Genomic DNA, 18,590 nt, shown 5'->3' with positions numbered 1-18,590 from the left:
AGTTGTAAGGAAATAATGTATTACAACAAGTCTAAAAATGACCTATAAGGTGAAATTATGAACATAAGGCCAAACGGAATTATAAGAAGCCTAAGACAGTACGAATACATTCTCAAAATATTATTTATCATTATCCCGGTCAGTTTATTTTCTATCGCAGCTTCAGCTAAAAATCTTAATACAAAAGGAAACGCATACAATATAGGTATCCACTGGCAGGTACTGGATAACTTGCAGGATGATGCAAATAGTTTTAAAGCCGAATTAAAAATAACAAATCATGGTCGCCAAAGCTTAATCAGTCAAAATTGGCGAATCTATTTTAACTTTGTCCGTGAAATACTCACCTATACACCTAATGATATGCTTGAAATAAAACATGTTAATGGTGATTTATTTTATATCGAGCCAAAAGCAGCATTTAAAGGATTAAATAATGGTGAAACCCTTACCATTAACCTAACTGCACAGTACTGGGCGATCAGTAAGTCTGATGCGCCTGCAGGATTTTACCTTGTGCCAAGTAAGGATAGTCAACCCATTCTGATTAATGATGTTGTTATTGCAGATCACCTATCAGATAAACAAACTAAACGATTTAATGGAGATCATTGGCCCGTTGACACTGCGGCAGTGCGCTTTGACAGAAATCGGGCGTTGCTTGCGGTGGATACCGCAGTCGTCGCACATAAGTCAGGTCAGCAAAAAAACAGCGATGAAAATACGTCCTTTGTAATACCAAGTCCTGTTGAAGTACATAAAAACAGTAATCAACCGCTTGTAATCAATCAACCAATTACCATTGCATTTAACGAAGAGTTTAGTAGTGAAGCACAGTATTTGAAAAGTATGCTTATTGAGGAGCTGGGTTGGCCTGTCAGTTTTACTGAGTATTGTGACTATACTGCGTTTAGTATTTGTTTAATTAAAGATAAAGTAAGTGATCAGCATTCAACTAAAACAAATACCGATGGTTATGAGTTGAGCGTAGATAAACTACATGGAATAAATATTTATGCAGAAAATGCAGGAGGTGTTTATTACGGAATACAAACACTCTTGGGGTTGATTCCTGTTGAGAGTTATTCACACTTTGCATTAAACTCAAAGCGTAGTAGGCAGTTATTAATTCCAGTTTTATATATTAAAGATTACCCCCGTTTTCAGTATCGAGGCGTGCACCTTGATGTTGCTCGAAACTTTAGCTCTTTAGATTCAATAAAACGATTAATTGATGTTTTAGCACTGTATAAGTTAAACAGGTTGCATTTACATCTTTCAGATGATGAAGGCTGGCGACTGGCTATTTCTGGGTTACCTGAGTTAACTGACGTTGGTGGGCGAAGAGGGCATACATTGGATGAAACAAAACACCTAGTGCCTTCTTTTGGATCTGGCCCTTTTCCAGATAATAATGGATCTGGATTTTATTCTCGTGCAGAGTTTATCGAATTATTACGTTATGCCCAGCGTCATCATATTACCGTAATACCTGAGGTTGACTTTCCTGGACATGCCCGTGCTGCAATAAAGTCAATGGAGGTGCGCTATGCTCGTTTGCAACGTGAAGGGTTCAAAGAACAAGCTGCTCGCTTTTTACTGAGTGACTTGCAAGATAAGTCTGTCTATAAGTCTGTTCAGGGCTGGCATGATAATGTCATCAACCCCTGTCTTTCTTCTACTTACTTATTTATTAATAAAATATTAGCTGAATTACACTGGATGTATCAGGAGGCTAATGTTGAAGTTCCTGTCATTCATTTAGGAGGAGATGAAGTCCCTGACGGTGTTTGGCGAAAATCACCCGCTTGTACAGCATTATTTGGCACAGAAGAACTTTCTGATGAACAGGTTGAGAGGCTCAAACGCCAGTTTGTTTATAATGTACATCAAATGGTACAGGTTTATCGTAAACAAACGGGCGGCTGGGAAGAGCTTGCTTTTGTTAAAGAAAATGATTCAGTAGTCATTAATCCGATGATTGATCCTGGCTCTATGCGTCCTTATGTATGGAATAATGTTTGGGGGTGGGGCACAGAAGACTATGGTTATCGGCTTGCTAACGCAGGGTTTCCCGTTGTATTGGCCAATGCGACAAATTTATATTTTGATTTAGCCTATCAAAAAGATCCAGATGAGTTGGGTTATTATTGGGCCGGTTTTGTTAATACACGTACGGTCTTTGAGTTTACCCCATTTGATATTTTTAAATCTGCTTGGCAGGATAGGATGGGAAATCCATTAAGTGATGATCAATGGGAAAATAGTACACGGTTACAAGCTGATATGCGTGGCAATATTTTAGGAATTCAAGGCCAGTTATGGAGTGAAAATATTAAATCCGCTGCGCAATTAGAGTACTTGGCATTACCTAAGTTAATCGCGCTGGCAGAAAGAGCATGGTCAAAACAGCCTGCATGGGCCAACGAACAGGATAGGAAAAAACGCCTTTTTAAATTAAACCAACATTGGCAAAAATTTGCAGTTCGAGTTGGGTCTTATGAATTACCACGGTTAGATCATTGGAATGGGGGATATCAATATCGTTTACCACTACCTGGTGCAAAACTCGTGGGTGGAAGAATACATGCAAATACAGCTTTTCCTGGTTTAACAGTACGATATACTGTTGATGGCAGTGAACCTTCAATCAATTCCAAAAAATACCAACATCCTTTGGACCCAGTTTCTGGTGAAATAAAGCTAAAAACATTTTCTTCAAATGGGCGGAGTAGTCGGACAACAGTATTATCACCATAAACTATAAGTCACTTCATTCGTAATGAATATTACTGACCAATAGACATAATTCGTTGAGGGTATAGTTTAAAAAAAGGGCTGTTAAACAGCCCTTATTAAGAGTGAAATTTAACCCTCTATAGAGAGTATTTTTTATTGATTATGTTGCAGACCCGGATACCACATTACTAAAGTTCGAGTCACCTGTTTTATTGGTTGCTTTGATACGATATTCGTATGTTTTTCCACCTTCTACGGCTTTATCAACAAATTGTGTTGTATTGGCTTCAACCGTATTGAGGTATTGCCAATCTTTTCCTTTTTCACGCTTTTGAATGACAAACATAAGCTCATTGTTACTTGTGTCTTGCCATTGCAACGTCACCGCTTTTTGACCATTTATGCTTGATACAGAAATAGACAAGCTTGCGGGTGCAGTTGGCTTTTCGTCACCATTATCGGGTCCTGATGGAGGTAACGGTGGTGGAATGTCAGGATCGTTGGGTTTGTCACCATCATCATCAGGGTTGCCTGGCGGTGGTGGCGGAGGTGGTAAGTCATCATCTCCTGAATCATCGCCATTGTCGTCTCCATCACCTGGAGGCGGTGGTGGTGGTGGAATATCTGGGTCATCTGGATTATCCCCATCATCATCGCCATCACCCGGAGGGGGAGGTGGTGGAATATTGGGGTCATCAGGGTTGTCCCCGTCGTCATCACCATCACCAGGAGGTGGAGGCGGTGGAATATTTGGATCATCCGGATTATCCCCATCATCACCTTTATGACAACCAATGGGTGCTTTTGAAACGACAAAAGAGTCAATATAGCTTTGGCGTTCTTGATCGGTATTATCTTCCCAAATACTTTCAAACTGGACTGCATTAATACCGTAGTTACGCCATTTTCCTGTCCAGTTTAAATCACCAACAGTCAACCCATCTTGTGGTTTGCCGTCAATCATGACCTGCATGGTGCCATTGCTGGCGTATGGTTCTGTTGCGTTGAGTTTGACTTTAACCTCAACACAATGCCACTGGCCTTTTGTTAACGGATTTTGGCCATCGCCTGGCTTATCTCCATCGTCGTCACCATCACCTGGTGGAGGAGGAATTGGAATGTTTGGATCATCAGGATTATCCCCATCATCATCACCATCCCCTGGTGGAGGCGGTGGTGGTATGTCACCGTCATCCGGACTGTCTCCATCATCGCCATCTCCAGGTGGAGGGGGAGGAGGGATATCCCCATCATCAGATGTATCATCACCATCACCTGGTGGTGGGGGCGGCGGTGGAATGTCGCCATCATCGTCTGGATTAGCTACATTTTTCAGACCTGGGGGTGGAGGAATATCTCCATCTCCTGAAGTGTCTGAGAGTGCTGTCAGGTTATCAACATCATCCCACTTGACGGTCTTAAGTGTAGAGTCTGGGTTTGTAGGGTCGAAACCTGTCCATGTATCAAGCGCAAGTTTTTCATCAGCAGGATTATGAATTAAACCTGCGATGAATGATTGGGGGCCAAATTGACTTTTACCATCTGCAACCCCTACAGCACGAACTAGCTTTTTAGGCGAGCCTTGTTGTTTTTTAGGGTATTTAATATAGAAGCGGTAGTATATTTCTTCGAATTTATCCGACTGATAGGGTGTTTTACCCAGGTCGTCAGCAGATGAGTTGTATGGTACTAAGCCAAAGTTACGACGGAAAGAGCCTGCGTTTTTCTGGTCTTTGCCCCATTTGAGTACCAGAGCGTGTTTACCATTTGCCGCTTCACTTTCTGTTGTCGTTAGCGAGTCGGCGTGCTCTCCTTGCTGAACACTATTCTTGCCGTATTTTTCGGCTAAACTGAGTCCGCTTTCAAAGTCATCACACCAAATCCAATCCTTGTGTTTACCTTCCCAGTCATTACATTCATTTTGAGCGTTTGTTGGGTCATCATCTGGTGTATCACCATCATCACCAGGGTCATCACTTTTGACTGTGACTTCAATGGTTTTTTTATCCGCGGCTTGCTTGTCGTCAGCCACCATAAGTGAGACTTTGTAAGTACCTGCTTCAGCATACGTATGTTGTGGTGCAATTTCTGTAGAGCCTTGGCCGTCACCAAATTGCCAGACATACTTTACAATTTGTCCGTCGGGGTCTTTACTATCTGCACCGCTAAAGCTACAGGTTAATTGATTACACTGATAATTAACTGAAGCTACAGGGGTTTGGTTGGTTTGAGGTGGATTCCCATCACCTGGTGGGGGCTTTGGTTTATCGTCATCATCACATGCTGTCAATGCTAAGAAGCATGTGCTGTAAATGAGTAATTTGGACAGTTTGGGGTTCATGTAAAAAAACCTGGATATTTTAACTGGTTCTATAAATTTGGTGTTAATTTTGTTGCTGGTATAGCAAAAATAAACACATCATTCTGATGTACAGCGCATAGTTTGCTGACTAGAAGCATGCAGTTTGTTTTAGTTCTTCAATCTGTGATTGTTTATGAAAATACATGTGAACTAATAATCAACTGCTTGGTGCTAGGCATAACTAAACCTTTGATGCCTATATTGTTAAAACAGTAATTACCTGTCTTCTTTCCTTAGCTATATTCCGTGATTCTGTCCATAAAATGGTTTAATTAAGGTGTCTTAAAATAAACCATGACTCCTGTTTTCAACTGTTAACCAATTTAAACAGAAAAGTGAAAGTTAAAAAAAGGGGTTAATCACAATAGTTTTATGTAGTTTGATAAAATCAGTAGTTAGCGAATTAGATAACAATATTTAAGCAAATTATCTCTATAAAATAGTTGATAAAAGTACATAATATATGTACTGATTAGATGATTTTTAACTTGATGTATTGATTAGCACATTAAATGTGAATTAATAATCAATAGACTTCGCGAAGATAAATTGATCTGGTTTTATTTGTGTACGGAGGGATAGGATGATTTAAAAAGGACATCCTTGACCATTTTAAATCACCCTATTTATATTGAGTTAAAATTGTAGCTTATTTTGTACTATTTAATTTTGAGTGGACTTCTGGTCTGTTATTTCTTCAAGGAAGCAGTGAGTTCCTCTTTATGAGAAGACATGACTCGTTTAATGAAACCATCGTCATGCATATTTTTAAGTTCAGCGTTTAAAGTATCAATGTATTTTTTAGGTGTGTCTTTATTCATCGCCAGGTATACAGATGCTTTGCGCAGAGTATAAACAGGTTTCACATTAATGTTTGATAACTTGGCGAGATAGGGGCCTGAAAAGCTGCCAGATACCCATAAATCGATTAACCCATTATCCAAGAGTTGAGGGTTATAGCGGTCATTACTGATAGCTGTAACATTAAAGCCCTTCGATTTTAAATAGATAACACGTATATCGCCTTTATAGCCACCAATTTCATATTTTTTTAGTTGATGTTCGTGTGTTATTTTTCCTTTAAAGTCATTTTTTGCAAAAACAACCCAATTATTTTCGAGTAATGGACCAACCCATTGGAATGAGTCTGCTCTTTCCTTAGTTTTTACAGTGCCAAAAACACCTCGGTAGGGTTTACGTTGTGCGTATGAGTAAGCCAGATTCCATTGTCTTAACTTAAGAGAATAGTTGAGATCTGTACGTTTAAATAACTCACTAATTATTTCAACAGAAATACCCTTAATATTTTCTTGCTTATGTTCGAAACTCTTATTTCTAACACTGTAGTTAAAAGGAGGTAAGTTCTCCGTGACCAAGTCGAATTCAGGTTCTTTCGCTTGAACAACCTGGCTGAGGGATAAACACATTAAAGTAGTAATAAACGTACGTAACAACATTATTGTAACCGATTAGAAGTGACTTAAGATGTGGCTTTTGGAATCTATACCTGCTTTACATAAACACTGATGAAGTCATCCTATGACGATATGAAGGTGTATTATGATCAATGGCCTGTATAACACTTTTAGTGAGTACCCCACCTAAAAGTTGAGCAATTTTATCAGCAATAAGATATTTATCAATAATGAGTGGTGTATCAAATAAAAAATGTTAAAAAGTCGTACGTTGGTCTTTTAGTTGGGGTGGGGAGAAATACAAACGTTCGATATAAAGTCTATGTTAACTACTTTATTCAGTGAATATTATTCAAGAGATATAATAAGAGTTAACCTCTAACTAAAGCTATTAAAGGTTATCTCTATTTATTGCTTACCTACTAATCCATTATTTCTTTAATGACATTGATAAACTGGTCGCTTAATGAGTCTCCATCTTCACTTTCAGTGTCATCTGACGGTGAACTATCATCAATAGTGGTTAATGAAGCCTCTCTTTCGGTCATCCACATATCGTGAATAGGCATAATTTCACCAATAGGATGAACATCTCTAAATCGAAAATCACTGTTAGTTAAAGTGGACGGTTCAGGCATATAAATAGGTTTCACTTGTACTAGGTTGGTTACTTTAGTGGTGTCAGCATCGTTAACCCACCAATCTACATTGATTTCATGTAAAAAGTTTTTCCCTTGGTATTGCTTGAACGTAAAGTTATCCTGTTGGGTCTGTGGATAACCTGTACTTACGGTTGCATTTTTTGAAAAGACTTTTTTGGCTTTAAGCAAGTTACCTTCACCACGAACAAACTGAATGTAGCCTGGTGCAATAGCATGGGACTCAGACATATCACCTGCATACCAGTTTTGATAAAAGTCGTACTTAGTAATACGTTCTTGCTGTGGATTATTAACATAACCGTATTTATCACTGCCATAGTTATAACTGATAGTGTACCAGGATAGTAAGTATGGGTAGCCTTCTGACCGGTTAATTTTGACACCATAAGAGCCATTTTGCTGCTTACTTGCACTTGCAAGACTGGGGAGCTGATTATACGGAATGCGTGCCCTGTTACGACATGCTGCATCTGAACACTCAAATCTAACGACACGTGTCGGATAAAGTTGCTTATCTAAATCTTTTGACTCGAGGCCACTACGTTGATGCGGATCGTCATAGTAAAGATCAAGATACATCGTGTTGATGCTGGATACGGTATAAATAGCACGTTCTAAAACACCCTGGTTGTTATAGATAAAGTTCCATTTTCTTAGTGCTGAAGTGCTAATTGAATCAATTCCGTTATTTTCGGTGAAAAACCGTGCTTCTTTTACGCGCTTATCAGACCGAGACTCGTCGTATACATACTCCATAGCGCCACGTGCAATCCAGCTTTGAGGCGTTTCATGTACGATGCCACCACCTTTGTTATACCAGCGAACACCTTTAAACACGACTTCCTGTTTATCGTCCATTGAATTGGGGTTATTGTCATCAGCGTCAAGTTGTTGTTGAGATAAAATAATGTACATGACATCTGACAACACAGCTAAATGAACGCTAACTTGTTGCTTGCCAAATTCGTGGTGTTTAGGTGTCCAATGACTATAAAGCGCTCGTTGGCGGAAAGAGGAATCAACCCAATTTGTTATGGGCGTACTGGTTTTATCTGCAAGAGACCTTTCAAGGTATGTGTACTCAGATTTATCTAACTTATATCGTTCGTCCTTAAGGTCGACTGAAACATCTATCGTTGATATTGTACCTGTCGCAGGCGTTGACTCAGAAATAAAGCCTATTTCGTATTTGAATGTGCTTTCATCATCAGTGGAAAAGTCTTCAAGCTTATCGCCTTTGTATAAATTACAAGGGTGCAACTGATTGCTATTTTTTCCACGCATCCAGATTTTTTGCTCTTCATAATAATCTGGTGTTTCTTTGACCTTTTTTATCATAAGATCATAGTCAGTGTTATTGATTAGTCTTACTTCACGAATCCAACGTCCAAAATGATGTGCACCAAGTCCATTCGCATAACCATAAAAGCTATCCAAGTCATCCTTGGCTTGAACGAGTGCAACAAATAAGCGATATCCAGCACCAGGACTCATGGGTAACATAGCGACACGAGCATAGATTTTGTTATACCCTTTAGCATTCACATCATGCTTTTTAGCAAGCCAAACACTATTAATTAAACCAGCATTTAACTTTTGCTGAGCATCAATATCGACCCATCCAGATACATCCTCAGTAAGGTTGTCATAAGTAGAAGGACGTTTTTCTACTTTAAACTTATTTTGTAAGGGGTTGGTTAACAGCTCCATATAAGGAGTGTTCCCTTGGTCACTAATGCCAAAGCGTGTTCTAATGGCTCTATCTTCTTGCGGCAGTTGGTAAACATGTTTTGCATTAAATATTTGGGAAAAATCACAAGGAGAAATGTAGGCTTCTCCTGAATCATTACCTGGGGGAACCTTAACGGCATGCCCATCTTCTGTTTCTACACGAATATTATACTCTGTATTATTGATTAAATAGACATTATAAATTGGGTATCGACTTGCACTTGAATGCCCTGCCAGCAAGAGTAATAGAAAAGTAAAGTACAACCCTAAATAGGGAATTTTTGGTATCGGTTTCATTACATCAAACCCTCATATTTAAGCACATAATTTAATGATGTGAATTCCCTGTTCTTATTATTTGAATAACTAAGATTATTGCTTTTATATTTGTTTATATAAGCAGTCTTAGATTTACTCTTGATGGCATAGTTTAAAATTGTGTAACTTGTTATTTTATTAGTAATTACTTATCAATAATGCAGTTTATTGATATTCAGGTATATTTATATTTTTATCGCTATAAAATAAATAAAAACTGATCCATGGTACTATTGTGGTAACAGCTAAGTAACTAATAATTATCAGAAAAAGTAGCCAAAAACCACTTATTTTTGTTGCATTTTGAGAGAATTTGATGTGAGGCATATATAAGAAAAAAGTGTTGTAAGAGTGTATTATATTTTTTTGGTAAATTTACATAAATAAATTGTCTCTTTTATTTAGTGATTATTATCGGTGTTATTGTTGTTAAATTACTATTTAATAGGGCTTGCAAAATATAAGTTAAAATGTATAGCTAAAATGAATGGGTGGTTAAGATATTTTAATAGGGATTAATTTTTATTTATATAGGTATTTAACTGGATATATTTTTATACAAAAGATCAAACTGCTTGTTGGTGGATAACGATCTACAGCAGAAACTCACTGTTACAGGGCACTTTACTGGTGGTGATCTGGCGATTAGCTATATCCAACCGTAGGCCGTAACAACCGTAACTTGATTCGTGGTCTGGCCGGTGATGATACCCTGTTTGGCATGGGCGGCGATGATATCCTGCTGGGTGGCGATGGTGATGACTTTATTCAGGGCGGTAATGGTCGCATGAATGGGGATGATGGCAACGATACCCTGATCGGTGGTGCCGGTAACGATGTGCTGGCTGGCTTTGCCGGTAACGATACCTTACAGGGTGGCGTGGGTGATGATCACTATTATTACCATGCCCAAGGTGGTCAGGACGTTATTGACAATACAGGAGGCGGTACCGATTGGGTGTTCTTTATCGATATCGACCGTGAGCGAATCAGCTATCACCGCAATGTTGACGATCTGGTGATGCTGGTGGATAACGACTTGCAGCAAAAGTTGACCGTTACTGGACACTTTACCGGTGGTGAAAAAGCTATCAGTTACATCCAACCCGGCGATGGTGGCTATGTGATTCCCTCATCACGACTTGAGGGGATGCTGACCGATGTGGTGCGTCTGTTGCCGCAGCGGATGTTCAGCCCGCCAGTAGTGTCAATGGGTTGATTAGTACCATGGCGAGAATGACCGATGGAGTAGCGGGTGAAGCAACATCTGGCTCACTGGTTACATCAAATGATCGCTTGGTATTAACCAGCTCGCATCAGTAAAAACTAAAGAAAAGTCACTAGACGTTTAGTTTTTTCTCACGGTAAGTGATTTAACTTGTGGTGGGATTACCTCCTTCATTGAGGGGATAAGCAACGGCTGGTGCTGTTTCTTTAACTCCGGTATTATGTTCTGCCTTAAACTATACCCTTTGCGAATCATTTTCAGGGTTTGCTGTCAGCGCTCTTCACCCCAGTCACTTATTATTTATAAGCTCCTGGGGCTTCATCGCTTGATGGCCTCTCCTAAATCCCTTCGCAATGGGTATACAATAGCAGCTTGGAAGCGACCATATTTTTAAATGAGTTTGAATTGGTAATCCTGTTTGGTTGGGTCTTACCAACGATGTAAAGCAAAGGAATTGTATTGGTATCGGGAAAATAGATTTACACAATATACAGTGATGGTTTTTATCCTTAGTGAATTTTAAAAATATTTGTGAGGATAAATTTGCAGTTAAATAAGGTAGTCAATGACTGAGCAATCAACCTCGCTACCGCGGGACGTTAGTACAGCATTAGGTTGTATAACCACACTGGGCTTGTTGTTTCAAGAAATTACGAATACAGAACAAGCCAATGAACTTAAACAGCAGTTTCAAAATCAGCGCTTGGAAACAGCAGCAAAAGCATTTGCTAAAGCGCTAAAATTGAAAGTGAAAGTGGCCAAGTGTGAATACAAAAAACTCTCTCAAGATCAGTTGCCATTAGCATTTGCCTCAAAAGAAGGCGATTATTATGTTTTAGCTAAAATTGCTGATGGTAAAGCTCTGATTCAACACCCTGATAAACCCCAGCCAGAAATAATTTCTGTGGATAAATTAGCGGAAATTTGGGCGGGAAAAACTATTTCTGTTTCGGGAGAAAAACGTCAGGCAGGCGCAACGCGACGTTTTGATATTACCTGGTTTATTCCAGAGTTTGTGCGCTTTAGGCGGCTCTTGGGTGAAGTGTTACTGGCCTCTGTTTTTTTACAGATATTAGCCTTATTAGCACCACTTGGCTTTCAGGTAGTGATGGATAAGGTATTGGTCCATCAGAGCCGATCCACGCTGGATGTATTAGTAATCGCTTTAATTATTGTGGGTATTATGGAGGTAGTATTAAAGGGATTAAGGGAATACCTTTTTGCTCACACCACCAATCGTATTGATATTCATCTGGGTTCAAAATTATTTAATCATTTAATGCGCCTACCCTTGCTGTATTTTAAAGCACGCAGTGTGGGTGTTACTGTCATGCGCATTCGGGAATTATCCACTGTCCGCGAGTTTATTACAGGGGCTGGCATGACGCTGATCGTAGACTTAGCGTTTACCTTTGTATTTTTTGCGGTGATGTATTATTACTCGCCATTTTTAACAGGGATCGTGTTAGCGTCTGTTCCAATTTACTTATTGCTTTCCTATTTAGTGACAAATCCTATGCAAAAACGTATTGAAGCACAGTTTCAATACGGTGCATTAAATAATGCTTTTTTAACGGAAACGGTATCGGGGGCCGAAACTGTTAAAAGCTTAGCCGTTGAGCCGCAAATGCAACAGCGTTGGGAAGGTCAGACACAAGATTTTGTTGATGCAAACTACCGTACTCAGCAGTTACAAAGTTTTACCTCTCATGGTGTCATGTTAATACAAAAAGTCACGATGGCATTGGTACTTTGGTTTGGGGCGAGGATGGTTATAGGTCTTGAGTTATCCATAGGCCAATTAATTGCGTTTAATATGATGGCGAACCATGTCAGCCAACCAGTAATTCGCTTAGCCGAGTTATGGCAGCAGTTTGTACAGGCTAGAGTCTCTGTTGACCGGTTAGGTGATGTGTTGAATACACCGATGGAACAACAACAAGGTCAAAAGGAGTTAGTTCAGCGTGTAAGAGGTTCGGTGTTAATACGGAACCTGATGTTTAGTTATCGACCTGATTTACCCCCTGTTTTAAAAGGCATTAATTTAATGATTAAGCCTGGTGAGGTGATTGGTGTTATTGGTCCATCAGGGTCAGGAAAAAGTACATTAACTAAACTTATTCAGCGTTTATATTTACCACAGCAAGGTGATATTTTTATTGATGGGGCGAGTGTAGCCCAGCTTGAACCTTCTAGTTTGCGACAGCAGATTGGTGTCGTTTTACAAGAAAACTATCTATTTAATCGATCTGTACGCGATAACATTGCTTTATCAAACCCTGCTGCACCTTTAGACGAAATTATTGCTGCTGCGAAGTTGGCTGGTGCGCATGACTTTGTTTTAGAGTTGCCTGATGGTTATGACACCGTCATTGCTGAAGGTGGAAGTTCATTATCGGGCGGGCAACGTCAACGCATTGCCATTGCCAGAGCATTATTAACGGATCCTGCGTTACTGATTTTTGATGAAGCTACCAGTGCATTAGATGATGTTTCCCAGGAAATTATCCAACGAAATATGCGCGACATTTGTCGTGGTCGTACTGTTATTGTGATTGCCCATCGTTTGTCTACGGTAAGAGAGTGTGATCGCATAATTGCCTTAGCTGACGGGCAAATTGTGGAAATGGGTCAGCATGAACAGTTATTGGCGCAAGAAGGGCTATATGCTCGTCTGTGGGCTCAACAGGAAAATATGGAGCAGGAAAATAGTATTACGATTTAGCACGTAGTGCTGTTTTTAGTTGAAATATACCCAAAACGAAGGGTTTTTAGGGGCGGCCGTCAAGCGATGAAGCCCCCGGAGCTTATATTAATAAGTGACTGGGGTGAAGAACGCAGACAACAAACCCTAAAAATGATTCGTGAAGGGTATAAAACGGGTATACCCACAGCGATTAGATTTTATGCATGAAGGGGGAAAACTGAGCCCTTCTGGAGTAGTAATGTGAGCATCAAACAGCATTTAAAAGTCGCTCTTTCCGCATGGCGACAACAACGTAAAGAACAAAAACCAGAAAAACGTAAAGCCCATGAATATGACTTTTTACCTGCATATTTAGAGGTCACAGAACGTCCACCCACTCCATATGGGCGAGGCTTTTTACTGGGAATTTGTGCTTTAGTCGTTATTGCATTGGCTTGGTCCATTATTGGCCGTATCGATATTATCGCCAGTGCTACCGGTAAATTAATTGTCAGTAGTCGCACTAAAGTTATTCAACCGATAGAAACGGCTGAGGTTATTGGTATCCATGTCCAAGATGGTCAGTTTGTAAAAAAAGGTGATGTGCTAATTGAGCTAAACCCAACAGGTGCAGCAGCAGATGTAAAACGTTTAACAGAACAGCTACAGTTTGCAAAAGTGGATATTGCACGTTGGCAAGCATTGCGGCAGGAAAATCCAGTCACTTCATTTAAACCTGAGTTTAATGCACCTGAACATTATGTTCTGCAGGCACGACATTTATTACAAAGTCAGGTTGATGAGCGAGATGCCGCATTGGCCACTATTGATAGTGAACTGAGCCAGAACGAAGCGCAGTTAAGTTCAACCAAAGCAGAAATTATTAGCCAGAGCAAAGTATTAAGCACCAAAGAAAAACGTTTATCTGCACAACGTAAGCTTGTTGAGCGGGATGCCTTTCCTCGATTACAGATGCTGGAACTTGAAGAAGAAACCCTGTCATTACGTAGTGAGCTTGAAGTATTAAGCAATAAAGTTAAAGAACTTGAAGCTGCGGCAGTGACAATAAAAGACCGACGTAAGCAGACTGTAAGACAGTGGTCGCGTGAAGATCGCCAGGAACTCAATGAAGCGCAAAAGCGGGTTGCAGAATACACTCAGGAACGTATTAAAGCGATTGAAAAAAACCGTTTACAAACCTTAAAAGCACCTGTTGATGGTGTTGTGCAGCAACTGGAAATTCATACCATTGGGGGAGTTGTTAGCCCTGCACAGCAGTTATTGGTCATTGTACCTGAGAATGCGTTGTTAGAAGCTGAAGCATTGGTTTTAAATAAAGATATTGGTTTTATTGTAGCAGGGCAGCCAGTAGAAATTAAAATTGATAGTTTTCCTTACACTAAGTATGGAACAATTTCAGGCAAAATTAAGCATGTTTCCCGTGATGCTGTTGAACATGAGCAGCTTGGTTTAGTTTTTCCTGCGCGCATTGAAATGGAAAAAGATGTTATCAATGTTGATGGTGAAGAGATTAAGCTGGGTGCGGGGATGAGTATTACGGCTGAAATTAGAACAGGTGATCGCCGAGTGATTGAATACCTGTTAAGCCCATTGCAAGAATATCAGTCAGAAGCATTACGGGAGCGTTAAGCAATGAATATGGACGTTTCATTACCCCGTAATATGGCTGAAGAGGCTTGTGACTCCGTTAGGAACACTCAACAGCTGGATAGTGCTATTCATTGTTTAGTACATGTCGGGAAGCTCTTTGATATTGCGGTGGATCCGTTACAGGTTGTACACCGGCATGGTAAATACCACACTGCTTATGAAGTATTAGATGTTGCGCGTTGTGCACAACGCTTAGGCTTGCGTACACAACATGTGTTGGTTAAACCTGAGCGTATTGCGCTGACACCATTACCTGTCATGGCTAAGATTGGTGACAGTTTCTATGTGATCGAGCAATGTGAGGATGGTATCGTTTATGGGTTTTGCGGTAAAACCCAACAGCCTTGGCATCAATCACTGGAAGAGCTAAAAAGTGCCTGGCCAGAAGAGTGGATTTTATTTTCTCGCCGGGATGATGTTGGAAATCACCAAAAAAAGCCTTTTGGTTATAGTTGGTTTATTCCATCAATCAAAAAATTCTGGCCCCAGTTTCGTAATGTTATTTTCGTATCACTATTTATCCAGCTGTTTGCTATTGTAACCCCCTTACTTTTCCAGGGTGTTATCGATAAGGTACTCGTCAGCCGAAGTTTAGCCAGTTTAGAAGTATTTGCCTTTGCTATTTTAGTGTTAGCCATTTTTGATCCTTTATTTGGTCTCTTGCGTTCCTGGTTATTTTCTCATGCGGCGAGTCGAATAAATTCAGAGTTAAGCTCCAGGCTTTATCAACATCTATTAGGGCTTCCTCTAAATTATTTTAAGCAACGACAAACCGGTGAAATTATTGCGCGAGTGCGCGAAATGGACCAAATACGCAGTTTTCTTACAGGGTCTGCGTTAACGTTTGTCTTGGATTTATTTTTTATTGGCATTTTCTTAGCGTTATTATTTTCTTATGCCTACCTATTAGCATGGATTGTGGTTGGCTCTCTCCTATTGTATTCATTATTCTGGTTATGTATTACGCCAGTCATGCGTGACCGAGTACAGCGCACCTTTGAAAAAAATGCCACAAATACTGCATTTTTAACTGAAGCTGTAACAGGTATTGAAACGATAAAAACCTCAGCGACAGAACAACAATTTTGTCGTCACTGGGAAGATAAATTATCTGCCTATGTAAAAACATCTTTTAAAGCAGCCACACTGGGTATTTGGGCAGGGCAAGGTATTGGTTTGATTCAAAAAATTACAGCAGCACTGACCTTATGGTTTGGTGTTGACTTGGTGATGACAGGTGATTTATCTGTGGGTGGTCTGGTTGCTTTTAACATGCTGGCAGGTCACGTCACCATGCCTATTTTACGATTGGCTCAGATTTGGCAGGACTTTCAGCAGACTGGAGTATCACTACGTAGAGTGGGTGATATTCTAGATGCGCCTGTAGAAGCTGTAGGTAGTGGTAAGTCAACTCCGCCTGCAATTAAAGGTGATATCGAACTGAGAAAAGTTACATTCCGTTATCAGGATAATGGACCAGAGGTGCTGCGTCGTTTGGACTTATCCGTTAAAGCTGGCGAAGTGATTGGCATCACAGGGCTTTCAGGTTCAGGTAAAAGTACCATCACCAAGTTAGTACAACGTTTATATGTGCCAGAAAGCGGGCAGGTGCTTATTGATGGTATGGATTTAGCCGTCACCGACCCTGTTGTGATTCGGCAGAAAACAGGTGTTGTGTTACAGGAGAGCTTTTTATTTAATGGCTCAGTAAAAGACAATATTACCTTAGCCTACCCTGAAGCGACGGAGAAAGAAGTTATTCATGCTGCTAAGTTGGCAGGTGCTCATGACTTTATCATGCAATTAGCACAAGGATATGATACACCGGTCGGTGAGCGAGGAGGCAGTCTGTCTGGTGGTCAGCGTCAGCGTATCGCAATTGCAAGAGCACTGATTACAAATCCAAGTATCCTGATTTTTGATGAAGCCACAAGTGCTTTAGACTATGAATCAGAGAGTGTCATCCTGGCGCAACTTCCTGAGATTGCGAAAGGTAGAACTTTGATAATGATTGCTCATCGCCTTAATACACTAAAACAGTGCGATAATATTATTGTGTTGGAAAAAGGGCAGATTCTTGAGCAGGGCATTCATCAGCAATTAATTGACTTGGAAGGACGCTACAGCCAGCTGTGGAGTTTGCAAACTGGAAAAAAATAGGATGAGTTACGACTTACAATATTATTACTCTTCTTTCCTTTGTTGATGCTCTGATCTCTCTGGACCTGATTATTGGCATATAGCTGATAGAGTAAGATAGAGATCAGGTGTTTAACAGCTTTGCTGGTCTGTTAGCGTAAAGGCTATGGATAGTGTGCATGAAATTGATAAGGAGGGTATAGATGACAGCGTTAGAAATACTGGTGCATAATATGGACCTTTCTATTAGCTGGAAGTTCGTAGATAGTAGTTATGGCGTTATCAAAAATAGACGCTGAACAGCTAGAGCTGTTTAAAAAGGCGTGTAGAAACACAAAGATCATATTTATGGATATCCCTGCTCTACAGATTATGATTATGGTTCACTTTCCACATTTTTAAGTTATTCAATTAATAATGCTGGTAATTGTATGAGTGTCAGCAATTACCCTATTAATAGCTTTTCTTTTGAAAGAGAGGTCATTCAGTGGTTTAGTGTACTTTTTAACCTTTCTTTGGGCTGTATACAACTAACGGGGGAACAGAAGGGAATCTGTAAGCCTTGTATATGGCACGTGAAAGACTAGATAAGCCTATCTTACTTTGTAGTAAAGCTGTTCACTACTCCATTGATAAAATCGCCAAAATTTTAAGTTTGCCTATTCGAAAAATATCTGTAAATACACAAGGGGAAATAGATTACGAAAGCTTAACTAGGGCGATTAAAGATCACCAGTGCAACTCAATCATAATTGTGCTTAACTTTGGCTCTTCCATGGTAGGTGCATATGACTCTCTAAGCAAGATAAATACAATTATTAATGACTTGAATTTAAGTCGAGATAGGGTGCATATTCATGCAGATGCAGCACTAGGTGGCTTTATTTTACCCTTTGTATCTGAGTATCAAGAGGTTTTTTTTGATAATGGCTTAGACTCATTAAGCTTATCAGGGCATAAAGTGTTGGGTTGCCCAATCCCTTATGGTCTATTCCTTACATTTGAAAGTCACCTGTATGCAATGACATCAAGAGTCGAATATATCGATTCCTAGATCTAACCATTCGTGGATCACGCAATGGTTTAACACCTTTGTTGATGTGGTATGCAGTCAAGTCAGTTTCTGTTGAAGAGCATCAGAGCAGAATAAAGCATTGTTTAGAAATTGCCTCTCAAGCGACTAACGTTCTTAATGAACTTGGTGTTCCTGCATGGAGAAATAAATTTTCAAATATAGTCGTTTTCCCTAAGCCTAGTGAAGCTGTTTGGAGAAAGTACCATTTGGCGGTTGAGAATGCTATAGCTCACATAGTAGTAAACGGACATGTTCGTTCACTTGATACTTTACTGCCTGCTCTGAAAGATATCGCAACTGATCTTCACAAAACGACACTGCTGTAAAAGCATTCTCTACAATCGTGAAGTACAGTAGTAATGATTATCGTAAGGGGATGGTGTACTGTTTATAGAGACGATTTAAGCAAGGTGGATATTTTCTTATCAGGTGGTCAGTTAATGTCGAACAAAAAACCATAACTCCTGTATTGTTTAACAGTTTGTTATGAGAAAGGTATATATGCTTGAGATGAAGATGGCAATTTTTTTATAAGGTTAATGTCAGTGCAGTGGGGGATATTGG

Annotated in this window: 10 protein-coding genes and 1 pseudogene; 8 read left to right on the top strand and 3 right to left on the bottom strand. The window is 39.8% G+C overall.

Translation table 11 applies throughout. The features are described 5' to 3' along the window. Nucleotides 1-57: 57 nt before the first annotated feature. On the top strand, nucleotides 58-2,760 hold the full coding sequence (locus tag ACQ96U_RS04910; RefSeq protein WP_431720109.1) for a family 20 glycosylhydrolase: 2,703 nt from the start codon (nucleotides 58-60) through the stop codon (nucleotides 2,758-2,760). Between the two features lie 139 nt (nucleotides 2,761-2,899). Here ACQ96U_RS04910 and ACQ96U_RS04905 read toward each other — a convergent pair whose 3' ends face one another. From ACQ96U_RS04905 to ACQ96U_RS04895, 3 genes are all read right to left on the bottom strand, one after another. After that, a complete protein-coding gene (locus tag ACQ96U_RS04905; RefSeq protein ID WP_431720108.1) occupies nucleotides 2,900-5,080 on the bottom strand; it encodes a PKD domain-containing protein in 2,181 nt (726 codons plus the stop codon). A 710-nt stretch (nucleotides 5,081-5,790) separates the two neighbouring features. Further along, entirely contained in the window at nucleotides 5,791-6,558 is a 768-nt protein-coding gene (locus ACQ96U_RS04900) for a substrate-binding periplasmic protein (RefSeq protein ID WP_431720107.1), read from the bottom strand. A 380-nt stretch (nucleotides 6,559-6,938) separates the two neighbouring features. Beyond that, nucleotides 6,939-9,206, bottom strand: coding sequence for a hypothetical protein (locus ACQ96U_RS04895; RefSeq protein ID WP_431720106.1), 2,268 nt, complete (start codon nucleotides 9,204-9,206; stop codon nucleotides 6,939-6,941). A gap of 697 nt (nucleotides 9,207-9,903) precedes the next feature. On the opposite strand from ACQ96U_RS04895, the pseudogene ACQ96U_RS04890 reads away from it, so the two are divergent. From ACQ96U_RS04890 to ACQ96U_RS04860, 7 genes and pseudogenes are all read left to right on the top strand, one after another. Then, nucleotides 9,904-9,984 (top strand): annotated as a pseudogene (locus ACQ96U_RS04890) (hypothetical protein); the annotation flags it as partial. A 30-nt stretch (nucleotides 9,985-10,014) separates the two neighbouring features. Beyond that, on the top strand, nucleotides 10,015-10,446 hold the full coding sequence (locus tag ACQ96U_RS04885; protein ID WP_431720136.1) for a hypothetical protein: 432 nt from the start codon (nucleotides 10,015-10,017) through the stop codon (nucleotides 10,444-10,446). Between the two features lie 574 nt (nucleotides 10,447-11,020). After that, nucleotides 11,021-13,180 (top strand): type I secretion system permease/ATPase, encoded by a 2,160-nt coding sequence (locus tag ACQ96U_RS04880; RefSeq protein WP_431720105.1) that lies wholly within the window; start codon nucleotides 11,021-11,023, stop codon nucleotides 13,178-13,180. Between the two features lie 222 nt (nucleotides 13,181-13,402). Next, nucleotides 13,403-14,791: an HlyD family type I secretion periplasmic adaptor subunit gene (locus ACQ96U_RS04875; protein ID WP_431720104.1), complete on the top strand. Its 1,389-nt coding sequence runs from the start codon at nucleotides 13,403-13,405 to the stop codon at nucleotides 14,789-14,791. Between the two features lie 3 nt (nucleotides 14,792-14,794). Beyond that, the gene (locus ACQ96U_RS04870; RefSeq protein ID WP_431720103.1) at nucleotides 14,795-16,972 is read left to right on the top strand and encodes a type I secretion system permease/ATPase; all 2,178 of its coding nucleotides are present in this window, start codon (nucleotides 14,795-14,797) and stop codon (nucleotides 16,970-16,972) included. Between the two features lie 547 nt (nucleotides 16,973-17,519). Further along, entirely contained in the window at nucleotides 17,520-18,005 is a 486-nt protein-coding gene (locus tag ACQ96U_RS04865) for a pyridoxal-dependent decarboxylase (RefSeq protein WP_431720102.1), read from the top strand. A gap of 44 nt (nucleotides 18,006-18,049) precedes the next feature. Next, on the top strand, nucleotides 18,050-18,352 hold the full coding sequence (locus tag ACQ96U_RS04860) for a hypothetical protein (protein ID WP_431720101.1): 303 nt from the start codon (nucleotides 18,050-18,052) through the stop codon (nucleotides 18,350-18,352). The last annotated feature ends 238 nt before the right edge of the window (nucleotides 18,353-18,590 follow it).

The sequence above is a fragment of the Zooshikella sp. RANM57 genome (assembly GCF_050749885.1).
In the GTDB taxonomy this organism is placed as follows: Bacteria; Pseudomonadota; Gammaproteobacteria; order Pseudomonadales; family Zooshikellaceae; genus Zooshikella.
The sequence above is the reverse complement of the archived record's forward strand: the minus strand, read 5'-3'. Positions and strand labels throughout refer to the sequence as shown.

Bases quoted from the DNA above. Each gene is read 5' to 3' on its own strand.
- ACQ96U_RS04910 (WP_431720109.1), top strand. From the start codon at position 58: ATGAACATAAGGCCAAACGGAATTATAAGAAGCCTAAGACAGTACGAA.
- ACQ96U_RS04905 (WP_431720108.1), bottom strand. From the start codon at position 5,080: ATGAACCCCAAACTGTCCAAATTACTCATTTACAGCACATGCTTCTTA.
- ACQ96U_RS04900 (WP_431720107.1), bottom strand. From the start codon at position 6,558: ATGTTGTTACGTACGTTTATTACTACTTTAATGTGTTTATCCCTCAGC.
- ACQ96U_RS04895 (WP_431720106.1), bottom strand. From the start codon at position 9,206: ATGAAACCGATACCAAAAATTCCCTATTTAGGGTTGTACTTTACTTTT.
- ACQ96U_RS04885 (WP_431720136.1), top strand. From the start codon at position 10,015: ATGAATGGGGATGATGGCAACGATACCCTGATCGGTGGTGCCGGTAAC.
- ACQ96U_RS04880 (WP_431720105.1), top strand. From the start codon at position 11,021: ATGACTGAGCAATCAACCTCGCTACCGCGGGACGTTAGTACAGCATTA.
- ACQ96U_RS04870 (WP_431720103.1), top strand. From the start codon at position 14,795: ATGAATATGGACGTTTCATTACCCCGTAATATGGCTGAAGAGGCTTGT.
- ACQ96U_RS04865 (WP_431720102.1), top strand. From the start codon at position 17,520: ATGGCACGTGAAAGACTAGATAAGCCTATCTTACTTTGTAGTAAAGCT.
- ACQ96U_RS04860 (WP_431720101.1), top strand. From the start codon at position 18,050: ATGTGGTATGCAGTCAAGTCAGTTTCTGTTGAAGAGCATCAGAGCAGA.